Origin of the sequence: Cellvibrio sp. OA-2007 (assembly GCF_000953825.1) — a bacterium.
Lineage (GTDB): Bacteria > Pseudomonadota > Gammaproteobacteria > Pseudomonadales > Cellvibrionaceae > Cellvibrio.
This window is the reverse complement of the sequence record NZ_BBUL01000085.1, coordinates 1-21,990: the sequence shown is the minus strand read 5'-3', so window position 1 is coordinate 21,990 and position 21,990 is coordinate 1. Positions and strand designations below refer to the sequence as shown.

Annotated in this window: 22 protein-coding genes; 18 read left to right on the top strand and 4 right to left on the bottom strand. The window is 46.8% G+C overall.

Annotation, left to right across the window (positions count from 1 at the left end):
* Nucleotides 1-31 precede the first annotated feature (31 nt).
* Nucleotides 32-739, bottom strand: a complete 708-nt coding sequence (gene murU / locus AWU77_RS07635) for an N-acetylmuramate alpha-1-phosphate uridylyltransferase MurU (RefSeq protein ID WP_062061178.1) — start codon at nt 737-739, stop codon at nt 32-34.
* Nucleotides 739-1,827: an aminoglycoside phosphotransferase family protein gene (locus AWU77_RS07630; protein ID WP_062061176.1), complete on the bottom strand. Its 1,089-nt coding sequence runs from the start codon at nt 1,825-1,827 to the stop codon at nt 739-741. Before AWU77_RS07630 ends, murU begins: the two co-directional genes overlap by 1 nt.
* A gap of 177 nt (nt 1,828-2,004) precedes the next feature.
* Between AWU77_RS07630 and AWU77_RS07625 the strand changes: the two genes are divergently transcribed.
* The 11 genes from AWU77_RS07625 (at nt 2,005) to AWU77_RS07575 (ending at nt 15,026) form a co-directional block, all read left to right on the top strand.
* Nucleotides 2,005-4,557, top strand: coding sequence for an LPS-assembly protein LptD (locus tag AWU77_RS07625; protein WP_238582339.1), 2,553 nt, complete (start codon nt 2,005-2,007; stop codon nt 4,555-4,557).
* Between the two features lie 15 nt (nt 4,558-4,572).
* Complete coding sequence (locus tag AWU77_RS07620; RefSeq protein ID WP_062061173.1) at nt 4,573-5,892, top strand: peptidylprolyl isomerase; 1,320 nt, start codon at nt 4,573-4,575, stop codon at nt 5,890-5,892.
* 120 nt (nt 5,893-6,012) lie between these two features.
* Nucleotides 6,013-7,008: a 4-hydroxythreonine-4-phosphate dehydrogenase PdxA gene (gene pdxA / locus AWU77_RS07615; RefSeq protein ID WP_062061170.1), complete on the top strand. Its 996-nt coding sequence runs from the start codon at nt 6,013-6,015 to the stop codon at nt 7,006-7,008.
* A 16-nt stretch (nt 7,009-7,024) separates the two neighbouring features.
* Nucleotides 7,025-7,888 carry a 16S rRNA (adenine(1518)-N(6)/adenine(1519)-N(6))-dimethyltransferase RsmA gene (gene rsmA, locus AWU77_RS07610; protein WP_152625307.1) on the top strand — a complete coding sequence of 288 codons (864 nt, stop codon included), beginning with the start codon at nt 7,025-7,027 and terminating at the stop codon, nt 7,886-7,888.
* Between the two features lies 1 nt (nt 7,889).
* Nucleotides 7,890-8,258, top strand: a complete 369-nt coding sequence (gene apaG, locus AWU77_RS07605; RefSeq protein ID WP_062061164.1) for a Co2+/Mg2+ efflux protein ApaG — start codon at nt 7,890-7,892, stop codon at nt 8,256-8,258.
* A gap of 43 nt (nt 8,259-8,301) precedes the next feature.
* Nucleotides 8,302-9,114: a symmetrical bis(5'-nucleosyl)-tetraphosphatase gene (locus tag AWU77_RS07600; protein WP_062061161.1), complete on the top strand. Its 813-nt coding sequence runs from the start codon at nt 8,302-8,304 to the stop codon at nt 9,112-9,114.
* 145 nt (nt 9,115-9,259) lie between these two features.
* Nucleotides 9,260-10,102 (top strand): putative porin, encoded by an 843-nt coding sequence (locus tag AWU77_RS07595; RefSeq protein WP_062061159.1) that lies wholly within the window; start codon nt 9,260-9,262, stop codon nt 10,100-10,102.
* A 654-nt stretch (nt 10,103-10,756) separates the two neighbouring features.
* Nucleotides 10,757-11,917 (top strand): cytochrome c oxidase subunit II, encoded by a 1,161-nt coding sequence (gene coxB, locus AWU77_RS07590; protein ID WP_238582338.1) that lies wholly within the window; start codon nt 10,757-10,759, stop codon nt 11,915-11,917.
* A gap of 3 nt (nt 11,918-11,920) precedes the next feature.
* Complete coding sequence (ctaD, locus tag AWU77_RS07585) at nt 11,921-13,531, top strand: cytochrome c oxidase subunit I (RefSeq protein ID WP_062061156.1); 1,611 nt, start codon at nt 11,921-11,923, stop codon at nt 13,529-13,531.
* A gap of 41 nt (nt 13,532-13,572) precedes the next feature.
* The gene (locus AWU77_RS07580; RefSeq protein WP_062061153.1) at nt 13,573-14,100 is read left to right on the top strand and encodes a cytochrome c oxidase assembly protein; all 528 of its coding nucleotides are present in this window, start codon (nt 13,573-13,575) and stop codon (nt 14,098-14,100) included.
* A 44-nt stretch (nt 14,101-14,144) separates the two neighbouring features.
* Nucleotides 14,145-15,026, top strand: coding sequence for a cytochrome c oxidase subunit 3 (locus tag AWU77_RS07575; protein ID WP_062061150.1), 882 nt, complete (start codon nt 14,145-14,147; stop codon nt 15,024-15,026).
* A 43-nt stretch (nt 15,027-15,069) separates the two neighbouring features.
* Here the strand turns inward: AWU77_RS07575 and AWU77_RS07570 are convergent, their stop codons facing one another.
* On the bottom strand, nt 15,070-15,279 hold the full coding sequence (locus AWU77_RS07570) for a DUF2909 domain-containing protein (RefSeq protein ID WP_062061146.1): 210 nt from the start codon (nt 15,277-15,279) through the stop codon (nt 15,070-15,072).
* Nucleotides 15,280-15,305: 26 nt separating this feature from the next.
* On the opposite strand from AWU77_RS07570, the gene AWU77_RS07565 reads away from it, so the two are divergent.
* From AWU77_RS07565 to AWU77_RS07535, 7 genes are all read left to right on the top strand, one after another.
* Nucleotides 15,306-16,049, top strand: coding sequence for an SURF1 family protein (locus tag AWU77_RS07565; protein ID WP_062061141.1), 744 nt, complete (start codon nt 15,306-15,308; stop codon nt 16,047-16,049).
* Nucleotides 16,046-16,591 carry a hypothetical protein gene (locus AWU77_RS07560; RefSeq protein ID WP_062061138.1) on the top strand — a complete coding sequence of 182 codons (546 nt, stop codon included), beginning with the start codon at nt 16,046-16,048 and terminating at the stop codon, nt 16,589-16,591. Before AWU77_RS07565 ends, AWU77_RS07560 begins: the two co-directional genes overlap by 4 nt.
* On the top strand, nt 16,588-17,667 hold the full coding sequence (locus tag AWU77_RS07555) for a heme A synthase (protein ID WP_062061134.1): 1,080 nt from the start codon (nt 16,588-16,590) through the stop codon (nt 17,665-17,667). The genes AWU77_RS07560 and AWU77_RS07555 overlap by 4 nt, the downstream gene beginning before the upstream one ends.
* A gap of 16 nt (nt 17,668-17,683) precedes the next feature.
* A complete protein-coding gene (gene cyoE, locus AWU77_RS07550; RefSeq protein WP_084618188.1) occupies nt 17,684-18,619 on the top strand; it encodes a heme o synthase in 936 nt (311 codons plus the stop codon).
* The gene (locus tag AWU77_RS07545) at nt 18,603-19,034 is read left to right on the top strand and encodes a copper chaperone PCu(A)C (RefSeq protein ID WP_062061132.1); all 432 of its coding nucleotides are present in this window, start codon (nt 18,603-18,605) and stop codon (nt 19,032-19,034) included. The genes cyoE and AWU77_RS07545 overlap by 17 nt, the downstream gene beginning before the upstream one ends.
* Entirely contained in the window at nt 19,012-19,686 is a 675-nt protein-coding gene (locus tag AWU77_RS07540; RefSeq protein ID WP_238582342.1) for an SCO family protein, read from the top strand. Before AWU77_RS07545 ends, AWU77_RS07540 begins: the two co-directional genes overlap by 23 nt.
* 221 nt (nt 19,687-19,907) lie before the next feature.
* Nucleotides 19,908-20,507 carry a Yip1 family protein gene (locus tag AWU77_RS07535; RefSeq protein WP_062061129.1) on the top strand — a complete coding sequence of 200 codons (600 nt, stop codon included), beginning with the start codon at nt 19,908-19,910 and terminating at the stop codon, nt 20,505-20,507.
* An 81-nt stretch (nt 20,508-20,588) separates the two neighbouring features.
* On the opposite strand, the gene hemL is transcribed toward AWU77_RS07535, so the two are convergent.
* Entirely contained in the window at nt 20,589-21,869 is a 1,281-nt protein-coding gene (gene hemL / locus AWU77_RS07530) for a glutamate-1-semialdehyde 2,1-aminomutase (RefSeq protein ID WP_062061126.1), read from the bottom strand.
* Between the last annotated feature and the right edge of the window lie 121 nt (nt 21,870-21,990).

Below are 21,990 nucleotides of genomic sequence, written 5' to 3'. Positions count from 1 at the left end.
TGCGTCCTTATAGTGGGTTAAACCTAATGGGTTAAACAGGTGTGGTTGAGTGTTGCAGTAAATACTGTTCAAGCTGTTGCAGTCGCTCGGGTGTGCCTACATCGCTCCAATGCGTGCGATGTACTGCGCCGCTCAGCTGTTGGTGATTAATCGCGCGGCGCAATACTTCTACCAGCGGAAATTTTTGTCGCTTGCCCGGGTACTCGCTAATTAATTCCGGCTTGAGCAAACTGATGCCGCCAAAGGTAAATCGTTGTGGATGTGTTTTGTCGGGATCATCGAGTAATTGGCCATTTTCTGCCAGAGCAAAGTCACCCTGTGGATGAAACCGCGGATTGGGCACCAGGAGTAAATGCCCCGCTTGGTTTTCACTAAATGGCTGCTGGATAAATTGTGCAAATTCCAGATCGCACCAGACATCGCCATTGATTAATAAAAAAGGCTCAGCGCCGAGCAAGTCGATTGCGTGCAAAATAGCGCCGCCGGTTTCCAGTGGTTCGGGTTCGGTGGAATAGCGAATATTTACATCAAATTGTTGGCCATCACCTAAGTGGGCGCGAATTTTTTCACCGAGGTAGGCGAGGTTGATTATCACCTCGCGAATACCGGCGCGCTGTAAATTTTCCAGATGATATTCAATCAGCGGTTTACCGCCTGCGCACAGCAGCGGTTTGGGGGTGTGATCGGTAAGTGGGCGCATACGATTGCCGAGCCCGGCGGCGAGAATCATCGCTTTCATTAGTTTCCTGCTGTTCGATAGTCCTGATACCAACTCTGCTGCTGCGCCAGTGGCAATAAGGTGTGTTTAAACCAAGCGGCGAATGCCTGTAATTGTGGATAGTGTTCGGCAATTTCGAGGGTATAGCGAATCACTAAAGGCAGGTCGTTTAAATAGCCAGCTTTGCCATCGCGTAAATATAAGCGTGCAAAAATACCCAGCACTTTTATATGGCGCTGCAAACCGAGCCAATCAAACCAGCGCAGAAATTCGGTTTCACTGATGTTCGGAATAATGCCGGCGGCGATGGCGCGTTGGCGATAATCCAGCGCCCAGTGTGTGACTTTTTCCGCTGGCCAGCGCAGATAACAATCGCGCAGCAGCGACACCAAATCATAGGTGGCGCCGCCCCAGAGTGCGCCTTGAAAGTCAATCACACCAAGCGAGTTGTCATCGAGCAGTAATAAGTTGCGCGAGTGATAGTCGCGGTGCACAAAGGTTTGCGGTTGGGCGAGGGCGATGTCTTCCAGTTGGATGAACACATCATTGAGTAGCTGCTGCTCTGTTACGGTGAGCGAATGCCCGAGCAATTTGCCTGCAAACCATTCGCTAAATATTTCCAACTCGCGGCGCAAGAGTGCGCGGTCGTAACGTGGAATAAGCGCAATATCATCCTGACTGTGCTGTAACTGCAGCAGGGTAGAAATTGCTTGTTGATAGAGGCTATCAGCATTGCTGGAATCGACTTCGCGAAAGAATAAGCGGTCGCCCATGTCTTCAACTAACAAGAACCCTTGCTCGGCATCGGCGGCGGCAATGCGCGGGCTGCGCACACCTTGCTGTTCAATCAGACGTGCGATGGCGAGGAACTGCGCGGTATCTTCGCTAGCGGGCGGTGCGTCAACTGCCAACCATTGCGACGGTGTCTGAAAGCGGAAGTAGCGGCGAAAGCCTGCATCCCCTCCCAAGCTGTGTAGCTCAATGGGATGCAACTCTGCCGATGTGTTCTGGCTTACCCAGTGAGTAAGGGCTAACTTTCTGCCATCGGTGGCCGCTGCAGTCGATGCGTTTGTCGCGATTGGATCGACCTTGGTATGGGGCGTGGTCATGCAGATTCCGAAATTGAAGTGATTAGGGGGCGGCATCAGCGGTGCTTGCCTTTAGGGCTGGATTCTACCCCAGCCAGGCGATTTCCCCCAATTCATTCCCTGTGCAGGTTGTTTACAGTAGAATCGCATCAATTTTTTCGGCGGCATACTTGGCGCGCCTATTTGAGACCGCGGTTAATGGCTCCATCCCAGCATCACCCCAAACAGTATCTGCGCAGTAAATTTCTTCGTTCCCGCCTAGCCCTGTGTATTGCAGCTCAGTGTGCGGGACTGCTGCTCCTGTCTGCTCCCTTGGTGTGGGCGACTGACTCCTCTACCCCAAAAGACCCCAATGAGCAATTGCGCGAATTGGATTGGGTGCCGCTGGATGAGCTAACCCCCGAGCAACGCGCGCAAGTGCCTACCGCCTGTTGTGGTGCCTATGTGGCGCCGCCGCGCGATGATGCTGAATCGGATATGGATCCGGAAAAAGCCAATATCTTTGGCACCGCGGATTACTCAGAATCAGAAAAACAAACCAAATTTATCATGCGCGATGACGTGCGCTTGACGCAGGGGCGCCGCTCCTTTCGCGCCGATACTTTCACCTTCGATAAAACCACCCGCGAAGCGGAGCTGGACGGAAATATCCAAGTGCGTGAGCCGGGCGTATTACTGCGTGCCGATAGAGCCTATGTCGATACCAATACCGGCAATGCCCGTTTGGATAACGCCCGTTTTGTGCTGTACGAAACCCGCGTGCGCGGCCGTGCCGAAAGCCTGCAAAAATTTGGCGATGCGGTAATCAGTCTGGATCAGGGCACTTTTACCAGTTGTGAGCCGGGCGATAACACCTGGTCGATTCGCGGCTCTAATATTACCCTGCACAACGATAAACACTACGGCACCGCCAAGCATATGCGTCTGCATATCAAAGATGTACCGGTGGTTTACGCGCCTTACTTTCGTTTTCCAGTGGGGCCTGATCGCCTGACCGGTTTCTTGTTTCCCTCTATAGGTCTTGATGAAAACGACGGTATCGGTGAGTTTTCCGCGCCGTTTTACTGGAATATCGCACCTAATTACGACGCTACTATCATTCCGCGCTACCTCTCTGATCATGGTTATATGCTGGCAACTGAGTTGCGCCACAAGGCCGAATTTTTTGATACGGAGTTGAGCGGCAGTGTGCTGAATAATGATCGCAGCGGCGATACTGGCCGCGCTGACGATGAGATCGATCAACAGTATCTCGGCAAAGATCGCTGGCAGTACAGCGTGGAGCAAACCGGCGGGCGCAACCAGCCATGGGCTACCGAAATTGATTACACCGATGTCAGTGACACCGACTACATCCGCGATGTGGACAGCAGTGCGGTTGATTTAAATCGCCAAGCCTATATCCGCCAGCGCGCCGCGGCCAGTTATAGCAGCGAGCATTGGCAGTTGGGCGCCAAAGCGGAAGAGTTTCGCTTGCTGACCAGTTCACAATTGCCTTATCGCGAGTTACCACGTTTGCATGCGGATGGTCAGTACCGTCTTAATGATTGGTTGATCGAACTGGACAACGAGTACACGCATTTCGGCATGAATCGCTATTTTGAAGAAGATCCCGCCAATGCGCTCTACAAAGCGGATCTGGTCACTGGTGAGCGGCTGCGTACCAACTACAAAGTGACCTGGGATAAAGAATTTACCATCGGTTATATAAAGCCGGGCTTGGGTCTGAAAACTCTTGGTTACGAGTTAGAAGCGACCAATCTGCGCACGGATGTGGAAAGCAGTCAGCAATACTCAGCGCCGCAAGGTTCACTGGATATGGGTTTGTATTTTGAGCGCGACAAAACCTTGTTTGGCGACGCATTTACCCAAACCTTGGAGCCGCGTGCATTTTATCTCTATCGCGATTATGAAAATCAGGATGCACTCTATGGCCTCACATCTGCAGCTAGCTATGTCAATTTCGATACGTCGGATCTGATTTTTACCTACAACCAACTATTTCGCGACTCGCGCTTCTCGGGCGGCGATCGCATCGATGACACCAATCACTTAGCGCTGGGTGTAACCAGTCGTTTTGTCGAGAGCGATAGCGGCATCGAGCGCTTGCGCTTGAGTATCGGTCAGATTAGCTACTTTGAAGACCGGGAAGTCAGCATCCTCAATAATGATGACGCCTATGCCAATACCCGCACCAGCTCGGCGGTGGCAGGGCAGGTGAGCACGCTGATTGGCGATCATCTGCGCATTAGCAGCGATGTGCTCTACGATCATCAGCAAGATCATGTAAATACTGTCAGTACCAGCTTGAATTACATGGATGAGCAATATCGCATTTTGAACGTTGGCTACCGCTATAGTCGCGATCCGGTTTCGCTCAGTCCACTGGAAACTACACCGAATATTGGCGAAAACCTGAATCAGATCGACATCACCACACTCTGGCCAGTTTCCAACCAATGGGCATTAATTGCCCGTGCCAACTACGATTTTACGTACAATGCGGAACTCGACACCTTTGCCGGGCTCGAATATACCGATTGCTGCTACCGCGTGCGTATTCTCGCGCGGCAGTGGGTAGATTTCGATTTTAGTCCCGACTTTATGGAAAACCTCAGCAGCGACGATTATGACCGCGGCGTGTTTTTCGAAGTGCAATTGCGCGGTTTTGGCAATTTGAGTCAACGTATTAGTAACTTGCTCGACAAAGCCATGTTTGGCTACGGCGAGCGTGAAGCATCTCTACAATAAAACAGTGATTGAATTATGAGTAAAAACCAAAGCAGGCCACATCTTTTGCACATGGGTTGGACATTATTGTTAGGCGGTGTGCTGCTCGCGACCAGCCAGCTCGGTTTGGCGCAAAACAATGCGATATCACTGGATCGGGTGGTGGCGATTGTTGATAAAGATGTAGTGCTGGAAAGTGAACTGAATGATCGCAAGGCATCTATCCTGGAACGTTTGCAAGGTCAGTACCAGCAATTGCCGCCAGAGGAGGTGCTCAATAAACAAATTCTTGAGCAGTTGATAATCGAGCGCATTGAATTGGGCATGGCTGAGCGTTACGAAATCAAAGTCGATGAGGCAGAAATCGATCAGGCAATTGGTCGGGTGCTGCAAAAAAATCAAATTACCTTGGCGCAACTTGAAGCAGATTTAAAAGCCCAAGGCTTGACGCTCGATGGTCTGCGTAAACAAATGCGCAATGAACTGACTATCAGTCATTTGCAGCAGGGCATAGTGAATAGCCGCATCAAAGTAACTGAACAAGATATCAATAACTTTCTCTCGTCTAGCGATGGCAAGTTTGCTACCTCGCCGGATTTTCATATCGGCCATATATTAATTGCCGTGTCCAGCAGTGCCGATGCAGATGCTATTGCGACCGCTGAAAAACAAGCCAATGATATTTATCAAAAACTGCAGTCGGGCAGTGATTTTTCCCAGATGGCGATTAGTTATTCCAACGATCAAGCGGCACTGCAAGGTGGCGATATAGGTTGGCGTAAACTCGCGCAACTACCGGAGTTGTTTGGTAATCAAATGGCTGAATTGCGCGAGGGGCAAGTATCTAAGCCCTTCCGTAGCGGCGCTGGGTTTCATATCCTTAAAAATATTGAACAGCGCGGTGGCGGTGAGCAGTTAGTTGAACAGACTCATGCCCGCCACATTTTGATCAAAACCTCAGAAATTATGGACGACGCACAAGCGCGCCAGAAACTGTTGGATTTAAAAACACGCATTGAAAAAGGTGAAGATTTTGGCAAGCTCGCCCGTGAGCATTCAGAAGATACAGGCTCTATGTTGAGCGGCGGCGATTTAGGTTGGGCCACTCCGGGAATGTTTGTGCCTGAGTTTGAAGAGGCAATGGGCAATACTTCTATCGGTGGCATTACTCGCCCCTTCAAGAGCCAGTTTGGCTGGCATATTTTGCAAGTTCTCGAACGCCGCAAAGAGGATATGAGCGATAAAATGAAACGCAACCAAGCGGCTAACGTGTTGCGCTCACGTCGTTTTGATGAAGAGTTTCAGTTGTGGCTGACCCAAATCCGCGAAGAGGCTTACGTCGAAATTAAACTCTAAGCCTGTAGATTTTCTAACGGTTTTATCGGCGGCTAAAAATTGGATTGCCATGGGCGGTTCTGTTTTTAGCCGCTGTGTTTTTTGGCATAGTATTTTATTTATTTTTTAGGTGCAGATAGCATGACCTCTGTATATCGAATTGCTCTAACTCCGGGTGAATCCGCCGGTATAGGTCCAGATTTGGCCGTGATGCTGGCGCAGCAAGCCCAGCCCTATGAGGTGGTGGCAATCGCTGACCCGCAATTATTGCGAGCGCGCGCGCAACAGTTGGGGTTGCCGTTGCAACTACGCGAAATCAATCTGCAGGATGCACCGCGCCCGAATGCGGCCGGTGAATTGGCGGTGCTGCCTATCGCGTTGGCTGAGCCCGCTGTGCCGGGCAAGCTGAATGTTAAAAATGCACCTTATATTTTGCACACGCTGGATGCTGCTATCGATGGTTGCATAGCTGGTTATTTTGCAGCGCTGGTTACTGGCCCGGTACAAAAAAGTATCATCAATGATGCGGGTATTGCATTCAGTGGCCATACCGAATATCTCGCCGAAAAAACACATACAAATAAAGTAGTGATGATGCTCGCGACCGAAGGCTTGCGTGTGGCATTGGCCACTACGCACTTGCCGCTGAAAGATGTCGCAGCAGCGATTACCGAAGACGAGCTCACGCAAGTGGCGGAAATTTTGCAGCGCGACATGCAAACCCAATTTGGCATCGCCCAGCCGCGTATTTTGGTGTGTGGTTTAAATCCGCACGCCGGTGAGGGCGGTCACCTCGGGCGCGAAGAAATTGAAGTCATCGAGCCGGTATTAGCACGGCTGCGCGCGCGGGGAATGAATCTGATTGGCCCGCTACCAGCCGATACGTTATTTACGCCAAAATATTTGGATAACGCCGATGCCGTGCTCGCCATGTATCACGATCAAGGCTTGCCGGTTTTAAAATACAAAGGCTTTGGGCAGGCGGTGAATATTACGCTGGGCTTGCCGATTACCCGCACCTCGGTTGATCACGGCACTGCGCTGGATTTGGCCGGTACCGGCAAAGCTGATATGGGCAGTTTACGCACCGCATTAAGTTACGCTCTAGCTATGGTTGAAGCAAAACACGCGCGCTAATTATTGGAAAATGTTTATGAAAAAAACGCTGCACTCTTTTTCAAAACGGGAGTCACAACCGGAATCACAGCACAAAGCGCGCAAACGTTTTGGGCAAAACTTTTTGATCGATCACGGCATTATTCGCGAAATCGTGCGTGCGGTGCATCCGCAAAAAAATGATCTGATTGTAGAAATCGGGCCAGGTAAGGGCGCGATTACTCAATTACTTGCCGACAGTTGCGACAACTTGAGTGTGATTGAACTGGATCGCGATTTGGTGCCCTGGTTGAAAGTTAAATTCGAACGTCATCCGAATTTTCAACTGTTCCAAGCAGATGCGCTGCAATTTGATTTTGCACAATTAATTAAAAATGATCAGCCGCTGCGTATTGTTGGCAACCTTCCGTACAACATTTCAACACCGCTGATTTTTCATCTGCTCACCTATGCCAACCGCGTACAAGATATGCACTTTATGCTGCAAAAAGAAGTGGTGAAGCGTATGGCGGCGCAACCGGGTGATAGTGCTTACGGTCGCTTGGGAATCATGGTGCAATATTATTGTGCAGTGGAAGATTTGTTTGATGTGCCTCCTACATCCTTTGATCCGGCGCCCAAAGTGGATTCAGCCATTGTGCGCTTGACCCCGCACGCACAATTACCGCATGTAGCAAACAATATTAAAAGTTTGGAAACATTGGTGAATGTCGCGTTTCAGCAGCGCCGTAAAACACTGCGCAATTCACTCAAACAATTATTGAGTGCTGAGCAAATGGAAAGCCTGCCAGTGAATTTACAGCTGCGCCCGGAAGAAATCAGTTTGCCTGAATATGTCGCCATGAGTAATTTGCTTGGCGAGCTTTCATTAAATGGTCAAACTTTGAAAGAGGCTGACTAAGATGTCGGATATACAAGTAGTAGTGCGCACCAATTATATGGCCAGTCAATCAGTGCCGCTTGAGCATCGTTATGTGTATACCTATACCATCACTATCGCAAATAAAAGCGATGTGCCCGCGCAATTAATTAGTCGCCACTGGCGCATCACCGACGCTAATGAAAAACTGCAAGAAGTGCAGGGTATGGGGGTGGTGGGTGAGCAGCCTCATTTAAAACCGGGAGAGAGTTACACTTACACCAGTGGTGTTATTCTTGAAACCGAAACCGGCATTATGGAAGGCACGTATCATATGCGCGCAGAGGACGGTGTTATGTTTGATGCACCGATTCCCACCTTTGCCTTAGTGCCGCCACACGCAGTGCATTAACTTTTCTTAAAAGTATCTAATAAAAAAATCGGCAGGTATTGATATGGCAACCTACGCAATTGGGGATATTCAAGGCTGCCTTGAACCACTGCAATGCCTATTAGAGGAAATAAAATTTAATCCACGCCACGACAAGCTCTGGCTCGCAGGCGATTTAATTAATCGTGGGCCAGACACCCTTGCTACCTTGCGTTTTTTATATCGCTTGCGCGATTCTATTACTATCGTATTGGGCAATCACGACTTGCATTTTATCGCCGTTTATTACGGCCTGCGTAAGCGTGGCAAAAACGATACGCTGGATGAATTATTGCGCGCCCCCGATTGTGCTGATCTGGTCTATTGGCTGCGCCAGCAAAAATTGGTGCATTCTGATCCGGCATTAAATTTCACCATGGTGCATGCCGGTATTCCACCGCAGTGGGATTTAACGGAAGCATTAGCTCGTGCCCGCGAAGTTGAAAATGTCTTGCAGTCAGACAACATAGAACATTTCTTGACGGGTATGTATGGCAATTTGCCCTGCCGCTGGAGTGATGATCTTGTTGGTATTGATCGCTTGCGTTTAATCACTAACTATTTTACCCGCATGCGCTTTTGCAGCGCTGAAGGTGAATTGGAGTTGCAAACCAAAGAAAATGCCCATGCAGCACCAATTGGTTTTGCACCTTGGTTTTCATTTTTAGAGCGTAAAACTCGCACGCAAAAAATTATTTTCGGTCATTGGGCTGCACTGGAAGGCCGTACCAATATAAAAAATGTGTATGCGCTTGATACCGGCTGTGTATGGGGTGGGTCACTAACCGCATTGCGCTTGGAGGATGAGCGCAAGTTCTCCTGTGATTGTCTTGCATAGCTGGAAAATACCTGCTTTCGCTTTTTGCTCAATAAACAAGCGCAATTTGTAACACTCTGTATCGTTCAGTTTCAATTCAATTTTCTCCCGCTAGTATGCCTCCAGCATTACCACAAATGCTGTTGTCTATATCAGAGGATAGATTATGAAATTGAAATTATTGTCCATCATTATTGCTGCTGGTTTTTTAACATCTCCTTTCGCGGTTGCTGCAACCTATCAAAGTGAATTGTCGGCTTCTTACGAGGACATTGATGTAACAGGCGACTCTGAAGAAGGCTATTTTGTTGGTCTGAAAGGAACCTATTATTTTTCTCCCGTAGATACAAAAAATCATCCGCTTGCAGAGGCTGCTTTTATCGAAAAAGCGAGCAATGTTTATATCGATCTTGCCAATTATGAATTCAAAGAATCTGGCGACCGTCTTGACATATATCACCGTGTGTTAGGTGTTGATTTTTACGTTCCCAATACAATTTTTTATGTTGGTGCTGGCGTTAATCAATACAAATCAAAATATTCTTTGCCGTCTGATGAAAGCTTTGATGCGGTCAGCTTCTCATCAAAATGGGATTCTTCCTGGTATATAAAGGCGGGTGTTGCACCAGTTACAGGGCTGTTGGTTTGGTCGGAATTCGAAGAGGATGTCGATGTGTCTGAACAGTGGAATATTAATGGTAAGTACGTTATTCCTTTGTCGGGTGAGCAGGCACTAAACATTGAGGCTAGCTATGAATATCAAGATATCTACAGTTCTTCAGATACGATTACAATGGCTGCAGATTACTATTTTGATCGGCATTTGAGCTTGGGCGCAGGTTTTGTTAATTCCTCTTATGACGGCAATGAATTTAACCATAGCGAAACAACTACCGACTACTTTGTTCGCGCGCGTAATTTCTTTACCGATAAAGCCAGTTTGGAGTTGAGTTATTACGATGGTGATTATGAAAATCGTTTAATGTTAGGCGGGACTGTCCGTTTTTAGTTAGTTTGGTTTATTTTTACTTAGGCACTAATTTGGTTTGTTAATGGAGCGCCAAGGGTTAATCCTCTTGGCGTTTTTCGTTATATAAAAATTGGTGTTTAATGCTGAAGATGTGAATTTGTTTTGTGCCTTGCGTTTTAATGTTATGGGTTTATAGTTAATCAATCGAGTAGCTACTTCTTCTCAGTTGTTTTTGCGCTTAACTGCTTGCTGAATGAAGTCATTCGATGATTGTTGGAATTGAGGTGTCCGGTTTTATTGGTACGTCCTGTATTCTGGCTGTGTGTCTTTAATCTCTTAAAGACTTGGGTATTTGAAAAGCGAATTAATGTTGTGCTTTTCCGCCGTTATCCCGCCGTTTGGCCAGTTGGCTGTTTCTATGTTCAGGTCGCGCCTTGTTCTGGTTGTTGACTAGAGTGTTCACCTGATTCCTTTGGCTGGATGTAGTCCAGTGCCTTTGCGTTGCTAAAAAATTGGTGCAATAACAACAGCTTGTGCTCGGGTTGTTATGTTTGGTTATTGCCGTTTTTTTTTGTTAGCCATTTTTATGAATTGTTATGAGTAGAACTACACTCCTGTTTAACAGCAGGACAGTATCGCTCGTTTACACGTTTCCAAAATCATAAGGCAAAAGCCATAAGAAGGAGTCGTGCAGTGAAACACTATTTATTTGGCTTAAAATGCGTGACGAGTTATTCGGTATTATTCTGGTTGTTACTCAACAGCATTACGCTGCAGGCACAAACTGAAAAATACAATATGACCCGCGGCGCGACGGATATTAGCCATCAGGTGTATGACTTGCATATGGCTATTTTTTATATTTGTTGTGTTATAGGTGCAATTGTATTTGCACTGATGTTTTGGTCGATTGTGTACCACCGAAAATCCAAAGGTGCCAAAGCCGAGCAATTTCATGGCAGCTTAAAAATTGAATTGTTGTGGACTGCCATTCCCGTGTTGATATTGATAGTCATGGCAATTCCTGCGAGTAGAACCCTGATTGCTATGGAAGATACTTCCAAAGCCGATCTCACGGTATTAGTCACCGGTTCGCAGTGGAAATGGCATTACAAATACATGGAGTATCCGATTGAGTTTTATTCCATGCTTGCCACACCGCGCGAACAGATTGATAACCTCGCAGAAAAAGCCGAATTCTATCTGCGCGATGTTGATAAACCCTTAGTGCTCCCCACTGGTAAAAAAATTCGTTTTCTGGTCACTTCAGATGATGTGATTCACGCATGGTGGGTGCCAGCGTTTGCGATAAAAAAAGACGCCAATCCTGGTTTTATTAATGAGACCTGGACCAAGGTGGATAAACCCGGTGTTTATCGTGGGCAGTGTGCAGAATTGTGCGGCAAGGATCATGGTTTTATGCCGATTGTTGTGGATGTAAAAAACCCGGAAGAGTTTGATCTTTGGGCTGCCGAGCAAGTAGAGCTACAAGCGCAGGCAAAAGCCGAAGCTGAAAAAGCAGCGCAGCAAACCCAGAGTATGGAAGAGCTAATGTTGCTCGGGCAAAAAACCTACGAGAGCCATTGCGCCATGTGCCACCAAATTTCCGGTGAAGGTTTGCCTGGCGCTATTCCCGCCCTGAAAGGCAGTGTTATGGTCACACAGGATATTCCCGCGCATATTCACATTGTGGCCTATGGCAAACCAGCAACGGCCATGCAGGCATTTGCTAAACAATTAACCACTAGCGAACTGGCAGCCGTAATTACCTACGAGCGCAACGCGTGGGGCAATAACACGGGTGATTTGGTTCAAGTGGCGGATGTGGTTGCTGTCATCGAAGCAGGGGAATAAATAATGAGCACAGATAATTCAAATACCCTCGATGTTAATGCTGATCAGCAGCATGTCGATCATCACGATCACAAACCTACAGGCATTACGCGTTGGTTATACACTACCAACCATAAAGATATAGGTACGCTGTATTTATTATTTTCGCTCACTATGTTGTTTATCGGCGGCAGTTTAGCGATGGTAATTCGCGCTGAATTATTTCAGCCAGGCTTACAGTTTGTCGATCCGCATTTTTTTAATCAGATGACTACAGTACACGGTTTGGTGATGGTGTTTGGTGCCATCATGCCGGCGTTTGTTGGGCTCGCCAATTGGATGGTTCCCTTAATGATCGGCGCTCCTGACATGGCCCTGCCACGCATGAATAATTGGAGTTTTTGGATTTTACCTTTCTCGTTTTTTATTCTGTTATCAACTTTATTTATGGAGGGCGGCGGCCCAGCTGCGGGCTGGACTTTTTATGCTCCGCTCTCGACAACTTACAGTAATGACAGCACCGCATTTTTTGTTTTTTCTGTGCATCTGCTCGGCATATCGTCGATTATGGGCGCGATGAATGTGATTGTGACTATTTTTAATCTGCGTGCGCCGGGCATGACCTGGATGAAAATGCCATTATTTGTTTGGACTTGGTTGATTACCGCGTTTCTATTGATTGCCGTTATGCCGGTTCTTGCGGGCACGGTCACTATGGTGTTGACGGATAAATATTTTGGTACCAGTTTTTTTGACGCGGCGGGTGGTGGTGATCCGGTAATGTTCCAGCATATTTTCTGGTTCTTTGGCCATCCGGAAGTTTACATCATGATTTTGCCTGCGTTTGGTATTGTCTCCAGCATCATTCCCACTTTTGCGCGCAAGCCATTATTCGGATATGAATCGATGGTGGTAGCAACCGCGAGTATTGCCTTCTTATCGTTTATTGTCTGGGCGCATCATATGTTTACTACTGGTATGCCGGTTGCTGCTGAATTATTTTTTATGTACACCACTATGCTGATTGCCGTGCCGACCGGGGTAAAAGTATTTAACTGGGTGGCTACTATGTGGCGCGGTTCCATGACATTTGAAACGCCGATGATGTTTGCGGTCGCGTTTATTGTGTTATTTACCATTGGTGGTTTATCGGGCTTGATGCTGGCAATTATCCCCGCTGATTTTCAATATCAGGATACCTATTTTGTAGTGGCGCATTTTCATTATGTGCTGGTGACCGGCGCACTTTTTGGCATTATTTCTGGTGTGTATTTTTGGATTCCAAAATGGACCGGGGTTATGTATAGCGAGCGTTTGGGGCAATGGCATTTTTGGTGTTCATTAATTTCTGTCAACATGTTGTTTTTTCCAATGCACTTTGTTGGCTTGGCGGGCATGCCGCGCCGCATTCCTGATTACGCATTGCAATTCGCCGATATGAATGCGTTTATCAGTATAGGCGCCGCCTTGTTTGGTTTATCGCAATTAATTTTTGTTTGGTGTGTGGTGCGTTGTATGCGGAAAAAAGGTGAAAAGGCAAGTGCAGAGGTGTGGGAGGGGGCTCAGGGGTTAGAGTGGCAGATCCCATCGCCAGCCCCTTATCACACCTTTCAAACACCACCTAAAGTGAAATAGTGGGCAAATAAATTGTGTCATTGGTGTGACGGAGTAAAAACATGGTGTCGCACAAGTTATTGATACGTAAATTGGTGCTGATTTGTATTGCGATGTTTGGTTTCGGATTTGCATTAGTGCCACTGTACGATGTGTTTTGTCGCTATACAGGTATTAATGGAAAAACGGAAAATACGGCTGCACCCGCATCGCGCCGTGTAGATGCAAGCCGTGAAATTTCGGTGGAGTTTTTGGCGAATCTTGATCCCGGAATTGCCTGGAGTTTTGCACCTGAAATTGTCAGTGTCAGCGTGCATCCAGGGCAGGTAAAAATTGTTAACTTTTTGGCAGAAAATTTAACAGATAAAGCAATGATTGGCAGAGCAGTGCCTTCAGTATCACCAGGCGAAGCTGCGCGTTATTTTAAAAAAATAGAATGCTTTTGTTTTGTCGAGCAACCGCTGGATGCGCATCAAGCTAAATTCATGCCGGTGCAGTTTTATATAGACCCAGAATTGCCGAGTCATTTTACAACGATCACCTTGTCGTACCGGCTGTATAACAATACTCCGAGAACAGCAGGGCGATAGGTAGAGTAAACCGATTGTTAGTTTGTACTAGTGGAGGAATTACCATGGGTGCTGCTTATCAAAAATATTATGTTCCCCATCAAAGTAGCTGGCCGATTATTGGTGCTATAGCGCTGTTTTTATTGGGTTATGGGGCTGCACTTTGGATTAATGCGCTCGCTAAAGATCAACATGGAGTGGGTATTTTTTTGATCGTCGCTGGCTTTGCATTACTGTTTTATATGTTGTTTGGATGGTTCAGCAATATTATTGATGAGTCGATGGAAGGGCTTTATAGTCAGCAAATGGATCGTTCATTTCGGCAGGGGATGAGCTGGTTTATTTTTTCCGAGATTATGTTTTTCATGGCATTTTTTTGCGCGCTATTTTATGCGCGTACTATTGCTGTGCCTTGGCTGGATGGCTCCGGCAATAATGCAATGACTGCGGAAGTGCTTTGGCCGGGTTTTGAGGCTATCTGGCCTCTAACGAAAACGCCGGGTGGGATAGAAACCCAAGTGATGCCCTGGGAGGGTATCCCGCTTTATAACACGCTGATTTTATTGGCCTCATCTGTCACCTTGCAATTTGCACATATGGGTATAGAGCAGCGCAAATATACGCAATTAGGCTTTTTTTTGTTGCTCACTATCATTCTCGGCATAACATTTTTATTTTTACAGGGGCAGGAGTATGTCCACTCTTATCATGAACTGGGCTTGCGCCTTGATTCTGGTGTGTATGGCAATACTTTCTTTTTACTTACTGGTTTTCACGGCTTGCATGTCACTCTGGGCGCAATTTTTTTAACCGTTATTTTTCTGCGCATTATTATCAAGGGGCACTTTACTCCTGAGCGCCATTTTGGTTTTCAGGCGGCGGCTTGGTATTGGCATTTTGTCGATGTGGTTTGGTTAAACTTGTTTGTCTTTGTGTATGTATTGTGAGAGTTTTTTATTGGCAACCCGATGGGCTCATCGTAAAGGTTGTTTAATAGGGGCGAGAATTGGGTGTAATAACGCCGGTCAGCAATAAGATGATTAAAAACACTATAACAATCGCTGAAAAAATTAAGCGTCGCCCCAAAAATGTTGACATTTTAGGTGCTGTTTCGTCGTTTTTTAACATCACAATTAAGGCTTGAAATAAGCTGAATACCACAATCGCCAATAGAATAATTAATACAATTTTGATCAACATGGAGACACCTCTATAGGAGTGAGTGTATGACCATTATAGCGTTCAATCGCTATTGGGTAGTTCGCTGGCCATGGATGTTGGTTAATGTGTTGGTGCTGGCATTGTTGCTGGGTTTGTCATTTTGGCAGTGGCAGCGCGCTGCCGAAAAAAACAAAACATTGGCGCGCATTGCCAATTGGCAACAGCAGGGCCCAGTCGATATTGCGCGCTTATCAATAATAAATGCAACCGCTCGCGATGGTGTACAAGTCAATTTTGTGGGGCGCTGGTTGGCACCTATGGTGTGGTTAGTGGATAACAAAATGGTGAATGGTCGCATTGGCTATGATGTGTTGATCGCGGTTGAAGATCTATCCTCACCCCAGCATTCAGCTGCACTGCTGGTGAATTTTGGGTGGGTGGCGGCGCCGCTGCAGCGGGATTTGTTGCCCGCAGTGGATGTTCCTGCTGAGTTGCGTATAGAGGGAATTTTTCGCACTCGCACCAAAGGGTTTTTATTGGGCACCAACATAGAAAATAACGGTGTGTGGCCGATGCGTATCCAACAAGTTGATGCGGTATCTTTATCTGCATTCCTAAATCAGCCTCTGATCTCAGGGGTTGTGTATCAGGAAAAAAACTCTCCTTTTCTGATCCATTATCGCCCGGTAATTTTACCGCCCGAACGACATAAGGCTTATGCATTGCAATGGTTGTTGCTGGCTGTAGCGGTTGTAGTTATCGCTTTGTTGGCGAGTGCTCGCAAGCATCCACCGGGAGTTGAATTATGACTAGCTGTAAATTTTTTGTTTTGTTTATTGCTTGTGCTGTGGTGCCTTTGTTTGCTGCGCAACTTAGTTTATCGCTGGGTTGGTTTAGTCAGAGTGCCAACAATAAAGGCGAATGGTTACAGCATGAAATTCAGTTGTTACCCGATGCAAATTATTCAGCACAAAATAATTTCACCGGTAATGATGCAGTGCATTGGCATTTAGTCTATGTGCAAGCGCAAGCTTGCGACCAACTCTGCGAGCAGGCGCTGTTTATACTGCAACAACTTTACGTCGGAATGGGGCGCAAACAATTAACAATGAAACCGCTGGTAATGGCTCAGCGAAAACCAGCGCAATTAAATAAATTTTCTGCTGTTGCCTGGCAACCTGAAGGGCCGGCAGCTAATGAATTGCAAAATCAGATTGTGATAGTAAATCAACGCGGTTTGGTGTTGTTGCGTTATAAGCTTGATGGCAACCCTGAGCATATGCGTGATCTTGCCCGGGATATCCGCACAGATTTATTGCGGTTAATTAATTACGACAGGAGTGGTGCATGAATCGCTTTGCTGCGCTGATTAATTTCACGCTGGTGTTAACACTGATGGTGATAGCGCTGGGTGCCTATACCCGCCTGACTGATGCGGGTTTAGGTTGCCCCGATTGGCCGGGTTGCTACGGAAAATTAACGGCACCACTGCACGATATACATATTGCTGAAGCGCAAGCGAAGTTTCCCGACGCGCAAATAGAACCACATAAAGCACACAATGAAATGTTTCATCGCTATGTTGCTGGTCTGTTGGGCTTGTGTGTATTGGCCATTGCGTTAAGCAGTGTGTGGTTAAAAAAATTCAGACTTTTAAGTGGTGCGCTGTTGCTATTAGTCGTTTTTCAGGCTGCTTTAGGTATGTGGAGTGTCACCTTAAATTTATTGCCATTAATTGTGCTGGCGCATTTGCTTGGCGGATTTGCACTTTTTACGCTGGTGGCGCTACTGCGTGTGGAAGTTACGTGGCAATTGATAATAGTCAGTGCTGACTCAAATAGAAATTTTGCAAAAAAAATTGCCGAACCCAATTTAGGCTCCCTACTGCCACTAGGTTGTTTGGCCGCATTGATATTGGTATTGCAAATTGCATTGGGCGGTTGGACTTCAAGCAATTATGCAGCTGCGGTCTGTTATCAACTTCCAATTTGCGAGTCTGGCTGGAGCGAGCGGTTTTCATTGCAATCTGCATTTAGTTTGCCGCTGGGGCATGAAACTTATGAATATGGTGTGCTGCCCTACGAGGCGCGCATGAGTATTCATGTATTACATCGTTTAGGTGCAATACTCACGGTGTTGCTGTTGGGTAGTTTTGCGGTCTTGTGTTGGCGCAGGGCAAAAACCAGAGTGATGCGGATATTGGCGGCTAGTATTGGCGGATTGCTACTGCTGCAGTTAACGCTGGGCGTGCTCAATATTGTTGCGCAGTTACCTCTGTTAAATGCTGTTGCGCATAATTTGGTGGCTGCTAATTTGCTGATGTTACAGATTGTTTTTATTCGGCAAATCGTGTTGCGACGACCTGCGATAGAAAACTTATCTATAGTTGTAAAAACTTCCGAAGATAAATTACTTATTGATAGATAAAAAACGGGAGATTGAGATGGCAATCATTAAACATTCCCCAGTGCCCGTTTTAGCACAGACTGATATTGCGGCTTGTTGTCGCGCTTATTATCAACTCACCAAACCCAAAGTAGTTGCCCTGTTAGTGCTCACTGCGTGGGTGGGTATGATGTTGGCGACGCCTGCACCGCCGGATATTTTATTGGTTGTATTGGCAAGTCTGGGAATTGCTTTGGTATCTGCTGCGGCCGCTGCGTTTAATCATGTTCTCGATCAAAAAATTGATGCGCAAATGGCGCGAACCTATATGCGGCCATTACCGAAAGGCAAATTAACCACAGTACAAGCCGTGGCATTTGCCTGCCTGCTGGCGATTATGGGTTTTATGATTTTGTTGTCGGCTGTGAATACGTTGACCGCACTGTTAACACTGTTCGGTTTATTTGGTTATGCCGTGGTATACACCATGTTGCTAAAACGCGCGACACCACAAAATATTGTGATTGGTGGTCTTGCCGGTGCATTGCCACCTGTATTGGGCTGGACGGCAATTACCGGCAGCCTGAGTGGTGAGGCATTGTTATTGATGATGATTGTATTTACCTGGACGCCGCCACATTTTTGGGCCCTGGCTATTCATCGCTGTAAAGATTATGCCAAGGCTAACATTCCTATGCTGCCGATTACGCACGGAATTGAATTTACCAAAACGGCTATTTTGCTTTACACCCTGCTATTATTTTTGGTGTGTCTATTCCCTTATCTAGTGGGCATGACGGGCATTATCTATCTTGTTGCCAGTATTTATCTCAACGGAAAATTCATTCATCACGCGTGGAAATTAAAATTTAGCGCAACATTTACAACTGCCATGGAAACGTTTCGTTTTTCTATTGTGCATTTGATGGTGTTGTTTTTGGTGTTGTTGGTAGATCACTATGCAAAGTGGAGTTTCAGTGAATTATTACAGTAGGGTTATTGCGGGTGTCTGTTTTTGTGGTCTGGCTAGCCATAGTGCTGCACAAGTGTTGGTAGAGAATGCTTGGGTACAGCTGGCACCGCCAGCAATAAATGTTAATGCGGTTTATATGCAAATCCATAATCCGCAGCTGCGGTTACAAACCATCGTAAGTGTGAGTGCAGATTGCTGCGCGAAAGCAATGTTGCACAATACCCGCAAGCTGGGCGATAAAGTTGTGATGGAGCACCTTGATTACCTGGAGCTTCCTGCTCAGGCCAATGTGCAATTAGCACCGGGCGGTATGCACATTATGCTAATGGAGCCGGACGCTGAGTTAACACTTGAATCTAAAGTGAAGCTCACGTTTAGTTATAGTGATGGCAGTACGCAAGAATTTGGCCTTGATGTTAAAAACAATGATCTCTAAAAATCCTTGGCAGGTGTTATATACGATAGCAATCGCCGCCAGTGTGGGGCTTGGTATTGTATTGGGTATGCAGCATTTTTCTGCTGCGTCGCCACTGACTGCCGCGCAGATGTTGCCAGAGCCTAAACCCTTAACGGGATTCATATTGGAAAATCATCGTGGAGAGATGGCTAGTGAAAATATATTTCGTGGTCATTGGAGTTTGGTGTTTTTTGGTTTTACATCTTGCCCTGATTACTGCCCGATGGAATTGCAAAAATTAGCTAAACTGCTCAATAGAATGGGTGCGGGTGACGAACTGCAAGTGGTGTTTGTATCGGTTGACCCTGAGCGCGACGGGCAGGAGAAACTGGCAAGCTATGTCCATTTTTTTCATCCGCAGATAATTGGTTTGCGGGGTAGTAATGTTGAATTAGCCAGCTTTGCCAATTTTTTTGGTGCGGCTTATGATCGTTCCGCAATCTTTAACAGTAAGGTATTGAGTATTCCTGCAGGCATCAATATGCCGGTCGAGGTGGGCGAGCAATATCAAGTTAATCACTCTACTCGTGTGTTTATGGTTAATCCTGCCGGTGAGTTTGTCGGCAGTTTTACATCGCCTTACAGCGTTAAAGACATGTTATTTGATATGCAAAAATTAATGGGCCGATAGATTTTTTAAGTATTATCCAGCTTCTGCAAATACGATTAAATTTAGATGTTGTGGTTATTGAGACTTTTCTTTTGAAATTCATTTGGTCTAACTGCACTTAGGAGGAATGCTGGCACTGACGTATACTAATAAAAGATAGAAACAGTTTTTTGCCCAACGATTAGTTGTTGAACCTGTCACGTTAAAACCGAATAACCTAATAACAGTGTTGGAGATAAACTATGATTTCCCATGTTGCTGGTCTATTTATTCATCCTCATCAAGAATGGGAAGAAATCCGCGATACACAAGAAAGCGTTTCCCATTTGTATTTTGCCCATGTTCTGTTGCTGGCATTAATCCCCCCCGTCTCTATGTTTATCGGTACTACGAAAGTGGGCTGGGTCATTGGCAAGGGGGCGCCAGTTATGCTGACGGAATCTAGCGCTGCAGTGATGAGTATACTGATGTACTTGGCTATGCTCGCTGGCATTGCTGTTATCGGTGCATTTATTAACTGGATGGCGCGCACTTATGATTCGGCGCCTGGCCTTGCGCGCTGCATTGTGTTTGCTGCCTACACTGCGACGCCTTTATTTGTAGCGGGGCTGTGCGCACTCTATCCCAACGTGATTCTCACTATGTTGGTGGGTATAGCCGCAGTATTTTACACCGTGTATTTGCTGTATATGGGCATTCCAATTTTTATGAAAATTCCCGAGGATGAGGGTTTCATTTATTCCAGTTCCATCCTCACCATTGGTTTGGTCATGTTTGTGTCGATTATGGCCATCACCGTGTTGATTTGGAGTTTTGGTTTTGGGCCGGCGTACACGGGCTGATCGGTATAATTTTTTAGCGTATAAAAAAGCCGGTGCTGTTTATGCAGTACCGGCTTTTTTTTTGAGTATTCAATACAAGCATTACAAGCTGGCAAACACCTCAGCGGCAATCTTGAGGGTATTGTTAATATCCTCTTCCGTATGTGCGCCCGACATAAAGCCCGCCTCGTAAGAGGCAGGTGCCAAATACACCCCGCGCTCCAACATGCCGTGGAAAAATTTATTAAAGCGCGGAATATCGCAGGCCATCACTTGTTTAAAGTTGGTGACCTTTTTCTCGCTGGTAAAAAAGAAACCGAACATACTGCCAACGTGATTAGTGGTGAAGGGAATGCCTGCGGCATCGGCGAGTTGTTGTAGACCTTCCACTAACTGCGTGGTGCGCGCGCAGAGGTTAGCGTAAAAACCATCTTGCTCTAACAATTCCAATGTTTTCAAACCGGCGGCCATAGCGACTGGGTTGCCTGAAAGTGTGCCTGCTTGGTATACCGGACCGGAGGGGGCAATCATTTGCATAATGTCGCGGCGGCCACCAAAGGCGCCGACTGGCATGCCGCCGCCGATCACTTTGCCGAGCGTGATGATATCGGCGCTCACACCATAGTGACCTTGCGCACCTGTATGGCCTACGCGGAAGCCGGTCATCACCTCATCAAAAATTAACACGCTGCCGTATTGATCGCAGACTTCGCGCAGACATTCTAAAAAGCCTGGCACTGGCGGTACACAATTCATATTGCCAACCACTGGCTCAACAATAATGCAGGCGATTTGATCGCCGAGTTTGGCAAAACATTCACGCACTTGTTCGGTGTTGTTGTAATCGAGAGTTAGCGTGTGATCGGCCAATACCGCAGGTACACCGGGTGAGCTGGGCACGCCCAGAGTGAGTGCGCCGGAGCCAGCTTTAATCAGCAGCGAATCCGAGTGACCGTGATAACAGCCTTCAAATTTAATAATTTTGTCGCGCTTGGTGAATGCGCGCGCAAGACGAATGGCGCTCATGGTGGCTTCGGTGCCCGAGCTAACAAAACGCACCATGTCCATATTGGGAATTAAATTGCACAGCTTTTCAGCGAGTGTAGTTTCGCGCTCGGTGGGGGCACCAAAACTTAAACCAAATTTGGCGGTTTCAATAACGGTGTTGATGACTTCCGGGTGGGCGTGACCGAGCACCATTGGCCCCCAGCTTTGCACGTAATCGATGTAGCGTTTGCCGTCCGCATCCCATACATAAGCGCCCAATGCTTTTTCAAAAAAGATGGGCGTACCGCCTACGGCTTTAAACGCGCGCACGGGTGAGTTAACACCGCCGGGAATGGTTTTTTGGGCTTGTAAAAATAATTCTTCAGAGCGGCTCATGGTTTTTCCTTATAAATAAAATGTCATTTTCCCGTAGGTTGGCGGTGAGGTACGAACCCCAACATGCTGATCGTGCATCCGCTGTTGGGGTTCGTACCTCACCGCCAACCTACAATTCAAT